This is a genomic window from Streptomyces roseolus (genome assembly GCF_014649855.1).
Classification (GTDB): Bacteria; Actinomycetota; Actinomycetes; order Streptomycetales; family Streptomycetaceae; genus Streptomyces; species Streptomyces roseolus.
On the sequence record NZ_BMTV01000017.1, the window covers coordinates 64,319 to 71,183 of the forward strand.

The window sequence follows — 6,865 nt, forward strand, 5'->3', positions numbered from 1 at the left end:
GTTCGAAGATGTGGCCGACCACGGCCCCCCGGACCGGCGCCATCCGCTCCTGTTCGCTCACCGCGACACCACACTCACGCTACGCTCACCAGGATTCCCCACAGGACACCCAGACCGACGCACCCGACAGCAGAACGGCTCAAGGCAACGCATGCCCCAGCACACCTCCGGGTCTGACCGCGCTGCGGTGCCCCCAGCAGCCCGGGGCACCGTGCGGCCGCCCGCGCCGACCACGCTCGACGAGCTGTGGCGCTCCTACAAGTCCACCGGCGACGAACGGCTGCGGGAGCAGCTGATCCTGCACTACTCGCCGCTCGTCAAATACGTCGCCGGACGCGTCAGCGTCGGCCTGCCGTCCAACGTGGAACAGGCGGACTTCGTCTCCTCCGGAGTGTTCGGCCTCATCGACGCCATCGAGAAGTTCGACGTCGAACGCGCCATCAAGTTCGAGACCTACGCCATCACCCGCATCCGCGGCGCGATGATCGACGAACTGCGCGCCCTCGACTGGATCCCCCGCTCCGTGCGCCAGAAGGCCCGCAACGTCGAGCGCGCCTACGCCACCCTGGAGGCCCAGCTCCGCCGCACCCCCAGCGAGAGCGAGGTCGCCGCCGAACTCGGCATCCAGCTGGAGGAACTCCACGCCGTCTTCAGCCAGTTGTCCCTCGCCAACGTCGTCGCCCTCGAAGAGCTGCTGCACGTCGGAGGCGAAGGCGGCGACCGGCTGTCCCTCATGGACACCCTGGAGGACACGGCCGCCGACAACCCCGTCGAGGTCGCCGAGGACCGCGAGCTGCGCCGGCTGCTCGCCCGCGCCATCAACACGCTCCCCGAGCGCGAGAAGACCGTCGTCACCCTGTACTACTACGAGGGCCTGACCCTCGCCGAGATCGGCAACGTCCTCGGCGTCACCGAGAGCCGCGTCAGCCAGATCCACACCAAGTCCGTCCTGCAGCTCCGCGCCAAGCTGGCCGACGTGGGACGCTGACCGCGCCGCACCGGTCGTACAGTGGAGCCGTGCCCAGGATTCGAGCGGCCTCCGTGGCCGAGCACCGGACCATGCAGCGCGGCGCCCTCCTGGACGCCGCGCGTTCCCTGCTGTCCGAGGGCGGGACGGAGGCGCTGACCTTCCCCGCGCTCGCCGAGCGCACCGGCCTCGCCCGCTCGTCGGTCTACGAGTACTTCCGGTCCCGCGCCGCCGTCGTCGAGGAACTCTGCGCGGTCGACTTCCCCGTCTGGGCCGCCGAGGTCGAGCGCGCCATGGCCGACGCCGACGCCCCCGCGGACAAGGTCGCCGCCTACGTCCGCAAGCAGCTGGACCTCGTCGGGGACCGCCGCCACCGCGCAGTGGTCGCCATCTCCGCCGGCGAACTCGACGACGGCGCCCGCGAGAAGATCCGTGCCGCCCACGGCGGCCTCGTCGCCATGGTCGTCGACGCCCTCGCCGCCCTGGGCGTCCCCGAACCCCGCCTCGGTGCCATGCTCCTCCAGGGCGTCGTCGACGCCGCCGTCCGCCGCATCGAACTCGGCGCGGCCGAGGACCCCACCGCCATCGCCGAAGCGGCCGTCACCATGGCCCTCCACGGCGTCACCGGCCCCACCACCTGAACCAGGGGCCCTCCCCCCCTCCCCCCCCGCCCCACCCACCCCCTCCCGCTCCTCCCTCCACCCCCTAGTCGTAGACCGGCAGCAGGCGTGACCTGCTCCGGGGGGCGAGGAGGAGGGGGTTCAGATAGGTGTCGCCGCGGAGGAGGCCCCAGTGGAGGCAGGGGGTCGTGCAGTGGTTGTCGGGTGCGGCTTCGGCGATCGGGGTGCCGGGGGTGACGTGGGTGCCGGTGGCCGCCAGGGGGGTGACGGGGGAGAACGTGGTGCGCAGTGGGGGAGTGCCGGTGCCCGTGAGGGTGAGGGTGACGACTCCGCGGCCGCCGACCGGGCCGGCGAAGGTGACGGTTCCGGCGGCGGGGGCGAGGACGGGGGTGCCGGGCGGTGCGGCGAGGTCGACGCCGCGGTGGCCCGCGGCGTAGGGGCCCGGTGGCGGGTGCCAGCCGCGCAGGATCTGGGGTGGGGGCGGGGCCACCGGCCAGAGGAGGGCCAGGGCGAGGAAGACGGTCGTGAGCTGCATGGGGACAGCGTGTCCGGGCGGAGCGGGTCAGGGCGGCCGCGGGGGTTTTCTGTGGACAAGTCGCGACCTGTGGACAGCGCCGTCACCCGGTGCTCTCGGGGTCCCGTACACTTCCTATGGCGACCCGGGTCACCGGGTCGACTTCGCACGCCCCGCCACTCGTCTCCGAGAGCACGGTGGCAGCGCCTTTCGGTCCTTCGTGGCACGGCGCGCCGGGGCGTCAGGAACACAACCGAGAAACCCAAGGAGATACGGCCATGGCCGTCGTCACGATGCGGGAGCTGCTGGAGAGCGGCGTCCACTTCGGTCACCAGACCCGTCGCTGGAACCCGAAGATGAAGCGTTTCATCTTCACCGAGCGCAACGGCATCTACATCATCGACCTGCTCCAGTCGCTGTCGTACATCGACCGCGCCTTCGAGTTCGTCAAGGAGACCGTCGCGCACGGTGGCTCCGTGATGTTCGTCGGTACGAAGAAGCAGGCCCAGGAGGCCATCGCCGAGCAGGCGACGCGCGTCGGCATGCCCTACGTCAACCAGCGCTGGCTGGGCGGCATGCTCACCAACTTCTCCACCGTCTACAAGCGTCTGCAGCGCCTCAAGGAGCTCGAGCAGATCGACTTCGAGGACGTCGCGGCCTCGGGTCTCACCAAGAAGGAGCTCCTGGTCCTCTCGCGCGAGAAGGCCAAGCTGGAGAAGACCCTCGGTGGTATCCGCGAGATGCAGAAGGTGCCGAGCGCCGTCTGGATCGTCGACACCAAGAAGGAGCACATCGCCGTCGGCGAGGCTCGCAAGCTCAACATCCCGGTCGTCGCGATCCTCGACACCAACTGTGACCCCGACGAGGTCGACTACAAGATCCCGGGCAACGACGACGCGATCCGCTCCGTCACCCTGCTCACCCGCGTGATCGCCGACGCCGTCGCCGAGGGCCTCATCGCCCGCTCCGGTGCCGCCACCGGTGACTCGAAGCCGGGCGAGAAGGCCGCCGGCGAGCCGCTCGCCGAGTGGGAGCGCGACCTGCTCGAGGGCGAGAAGAAGGACGAGGCCGCCGAGGCCTCCGCCGAGATCGAGAAGGCCGCCGAGGCCGAGGTCGAGGCTCCGGCCGCCGAGGCCGAGGCTCCGGCCGCCGAGCAGGCCTGATCTTTCCGCACCCCGGAACACCGCGGAGGTGACGGCGGGGGCTCAGGAAGCCCCCGCCGTCCCGCCGTAGATCTTCGTAGATCTTTCTGACTTCGAGAGAGAAACAGACTCATGGCGAACTACACCGCCGCTGACGTCAAGAAGCTCCGTGAGCTCACCGGCGCCGGCATGATGGACTGCAAGAAGGCCCTCGAAGAGGCCGACGGCGATGTCGACAAGGCCGTGGAGGCCCTGCGCATCAAGGGCCAGAAGGGTGTCGCCAAGCGCGAGGGCCGCTCCGCCGAGAACGGCGCCGTCGTCTCCCTCATCGCCGACGACAACACCTCCGGCGTCCTCGTCGAGCTGAAGTGCGAGACGGACTTCGTCGCCAAGGGTGACAAGTTCCTCGCCGTCGCCGACGCCCTCGCCGCCCACGTCGCCGCCACCAAGCCGGCCGACATCGAGGCGCTGCTCGCCTCCGAGATCGAGGCCGGCAAGACCGTGCAGGCCTTCGTGGACGAGGCCAACGCCAACCTCGGCGAGAAGATCGTCCTCGACCGCTTCGCCGCCTACGCCGACGGTTACGTCTCCGCGTACATGCACCGCACCATGCCCGACCTCCCGCCGCAGATCGGTGTCCTCGTCGAGTTCGACAAGGAGAACGCCGAGGTCGCCAAGGGTGTCGCGCAGCACATCGCCGCCTTCGCGCCGAAGTACCTCACCCGTGAGGACGTCCCGGCCGAGGTCGTCGAGTCCGAGCGCCGCATCGCCGAGGAGACCACCCGCGCCGAGGGCAAGCCCGAGGCCGCGATCGCCAAGATCGTCGAGGGTCGCGTCAACGGCTTCTTCAAGGACGCCACGCTGCTCGGCCAGCCGTACGCCCTGGACAACAAGAAGTCCGTCCAGCAGATCCTGGACGAGGCCGGTGTCACCCTGAAGCGCTTCACCCGCATCAAGGTCGGCATCTGAGTCCGTCCGTCCTCGCGAACGCGACGGACACCGGACCCGGGTAGGGTCTGAGACAGTCGTCCCGCCCCGCGCGGGACGACCGCAGATGTGACGAGGAGGCCATTGCCGTACGGGAAACCCACGAGGACCCAAGGCAATGGCCTTCTTCGTATGTGTACGAGGAGATCTCCATGAATCAGGGCGCCGAACAGGGCCACGACGACAACAGCGGCAAGAAGCTCGGCCGCTACATGCTGAAGCTGTCCGGGGAAGCCTTCTCCGGCGGTACCGGTCTCGGTGTCGACCCGGACGTCGTGCACGCCATCGCGCGTGAGATCGCGGCCGTGGTCCGCGACGGCGCCCAGATCGCCATCGTCATCGGCGGCGGCAACTTCTTCCGCGGCGCCGAGCTCCAGCAGCGCGGCATGGACCGGGCCCGCTCCGACTACATGGGCATGCTCGGCACCGTGATGAACTGCCTCGCCCTCCAGGACTTCCTGGAGAAGGAGGGCATCGACTCCCGCGTCCAGACCGCCATCACCATGGGCCAGGTCGCCGAGCCGTACATCCCGCTGCGCGCCGTGCGCCACCTGGAGAAGGGCCGCGTGGTCATCTTCGGCGCCGGCATGGGCATGCCGTACTTCTCCACCGACACGACCGCCGCCCAGCGGGCCCTGGAGATCGACGCAGAGGCCCTCCTCATGGGCAAGAACGGCGTGGACGGCGTCTACGACTCCGACCCCAGGACCAACCCCGCCGCGGTCAAGTTCGACGCCCTGGAGTACAGCGAGGTCATCACCCGCGACCTCAAGGTCGCCGACGCCACCGCCATCACCCTGTGCCGCGACAACAAGCTCCCGATCCTCGTCTTCGAACTGCTCGCCGAGGGCAATATCGCGCGCGCCGTGACGGGTGAGAAGATCGGCACACTCGTGAGCGACCAGGGCACCCGGGCCTGACCCAGGCCCGCCCTCAACCGACACAACGCGACGACACGCAGGAGCATGTGGTGATCGAAGAGACCCTCCTCGAGGCCGAGGAGAAGATGGAGAAGGCGGTCGTGGTCGCCAAGGAGGACTTCGCCGCGATCCGCACCGGCCGTGCGCACCCGGCGATGTTCAACAAGATCGTGGCCGACTACTACGGCGCCATCACCCCCATCAACCAGCTGGCGTCGTTCTCGGTGCCGGAGCCGCGCATGGCCGTGGTGACCCCGTTCGACAAGAGCGCGCTGCGCAACATCGAGCAGGCCATCCGCGACTCGGACCTCGGCGTCAACCCGAGCAACGACGGCAACATCATCCGGGTGGTCTTCCCGGAGCTCACCGAGGAGCGCCGCCGCGACTACATCAAGGTCGCCAAGGGCAAGGCCGAGGACTCCAAGATCTCGATCCGCTCCGTGCGCCGCAAGGCCAAGGAGACCATCGACAAGCTCGTCAAGGACGGCGAGGTCGGTGAGGACGAGGGCCGCCGCGCGGAGAAGGAGCTCGACGACACCACCGCGAAGTACGTGGCGCAGGTGGACGAGCTGCTGAAGCACAAGGAAGCCGAGCTCCTCGAGGTCTGATGAACGACTCATCCTGGGGGGCGCCGGCGGCCGGTTCAGGTCTCGGCGGACCCGACCAGGGGCCTGCCCCGGCGGGTCCCGCCCACGATCGGCACCGGGCGGCGCAGACTCGCCCCATGCCCATCGTGCCCGACGTACCCGCCGGCGGATTCCAGGACGGACACGGACGGGGGGCCGCTCACCCGGGCGGTCCCCTGTTCCGTGACGAGACCCCGCACGAGCACCCGCAGGAGCCCATGCCCAGCCCCGTCCCGCCTCCTCCGCCGTCCGCGGCCCCCGCGCCGCGGCAGAAGAAGAGCGCGGGCCGGGACCTGGGCGCGGCCATAGGGGTCGGCGTCGGTCTCGGGGCCGTGATCATCGCCTCGCTGTTCATCTGGAAGCCGGCCTTCGTCGGCGTCATCGTGGTGGCCGTGGTCGTGGGGCTCTGGGAGCTGACCTCGCGGCTCCAGGAGCGCAAGGCGATCAAGGCGCCGCTGGTGCCGCTCGCGGTCGGCGGCGCGGCGATGGTCGTCGCCGGGTACGTGCGGGGCCCCGAGGGCGCCTGGGTCGCGATGGCCCTGACGGCGCTCGCGGTGCTCGTCTGGCGGATGACGGAACCCCCGGAGGGGTATCTGAAGGACGTCACGGCGGGCGTCTTCGCCGCGTTCTACGTGCCGTTCCTGGCGACCTTCGTGGCGATGCTGCTCACCGCCGACGACGGGCCGTGGCGGGTGCTGACCTTCCTGCTGCTCACGGTGGTCAGCGACACCGGGGCGTACGCGGTGGGCTGGCGCTTCGGCAAGCACAAGCTGGCGCCGCGGATCAGCCCCGGCAAGACCCGCGAGGGGCTGTTCGGCGCGGTGGCCTTCGCGATGGCGGCCGGCGCGCTGTGCATGCAGTTCCTCATCGACGACGGCACCTGGTGGCAGGGACTGCTCCTCGGCCTCGCGGTGGCGGCGAGCGCGACGCTCGGCGACCTCGGCGAGTCGATGATCAAGCGGGACCTCGGCATCAAGGACATGGGCACGCTGCTCCCCGGGCACGGCGGCATCATGGACCGGCTGGACTCGCTCCTGCCGACGGCGCCGGTGGTGTGGTTGCTGCTGGTGTTGTTCGTCGGGACGGGTT

General features: G+C 70.0%; 8 protein-coding genes. 7 read left to right on the forward strand and 1 reads right to left on the reverse strand.

Features of this window, described 5'->3' with window-relative positions; all coding sequences use genetic code 11:
- Window positions 1-151: 151 nt before the first annotated feature.
- Together whiG and IE245_RS20905 are read left to right on the forward strand one after the other, a co-directional pair.
- A complete protein-coding gene (gene whiG / locus IE245_RS20900; protein ID WP_189949799.1) occupies window positions 152-988 on the forward strand; it encodes an RNA polymerase sigma factor WhiG in 837 nt (278 codons plus the stop codon).
- A gap of 53 nt (window positions 989-1,041) precedes the next feature.
- Window positions 1,042-1,608 carry a TetR/AcrR family transcriptional regulator gene (locus IE245_RS20905; RefSeq protein ID WP_189949974.1) on the forward strand — a complete coding sequence of 189 codons (567 nt, stop codon included), beginning with the start codon at window positions 1,042-1,044 and terminating at the stop codon, window positions 1,606-1,608.
- Window positions 1,609-1,672: 64 nt separating this feature from the next.
- Here IE245_RS20905 and IE245_RS20910 read toward each other — a convergent pair whose 3' ends face one another.
- A complete protein-coding gene (locus tag IE245_RS20910) occupies window positions 1,673-2,122 on the reverse strand; it encodes a M23 family metallopeptidase (RefSeq protein ID WP_189949801.1) in 450 nt (149 codons plus the stop codon).
- Between the two features lie 257 nt (window positions 2,123-2,379).
- On the opposite strand from IE245_RS20910, the gene rpsB reads away from it, so the two are divergent.
- The 5 genes from rpsB to IE245_RS20935 all read left to right on the forward strand — a co-directional run.
- Window positions 2,380-3,264 carry a 30S ribosomal protein S2 gene (rpsB, locus tag IE245_RS20915; RefSeq protein ID WP_189949802.1) on the forward strand — a complete coding sequence of 295 codons (885 nt, stop codon included), beginning with the start codon at window positions 2,380-2,382 and terminating at the stop codon, window positions 3,262-3,264.
- 111 nt (window positions 3,265-3,375) lie between these two features.
- A complete protein-coding gene (tsf, locus tag IE245_RS20920) occupies window positions 3,376-4,212 on the forward strand; it encodes a translation elongation factor Ts (RefSeq protein ID WP_031008633.1) in 837 nt (278 codons plus the stop codon).
- A gap of 170 nt (window positions 4,213-4,382) precedes the next feature.
- On the forward strand, window positions 4,383-5,150 hold the full coding sequence (gene pyrH, locus IE245_RS20925) for a UMP kinase (RefSeq protein ID WP_189949804.1): 768 nt from the start codon (window positions 4,383-4,385) through the stop codon (window positions 5,148-5,150).
- Window positions 5,151-5,200: 50 nt separating this feature from the next.
- Window positions 5,201-5,758, forward strand: coding sequence for a ribosome recycling factor (gene frr / locus IE245_RS20930; protein ID WP_189949806.1), 558 nt, complete (start codon window positions 5,201-5,203; stop codon window positions 5,756-5,758).
- The coding region (locus IE245_RS20935) for a phosphatidate cytidylyltransferase (protein ID WP_189949809.1) at window positions 5,758-6,865 on the forward strand (1,108 nt) is incomplete at its 3' end. The genes frr and IE245_RS20935, both read left to right, overlap by 1 nt.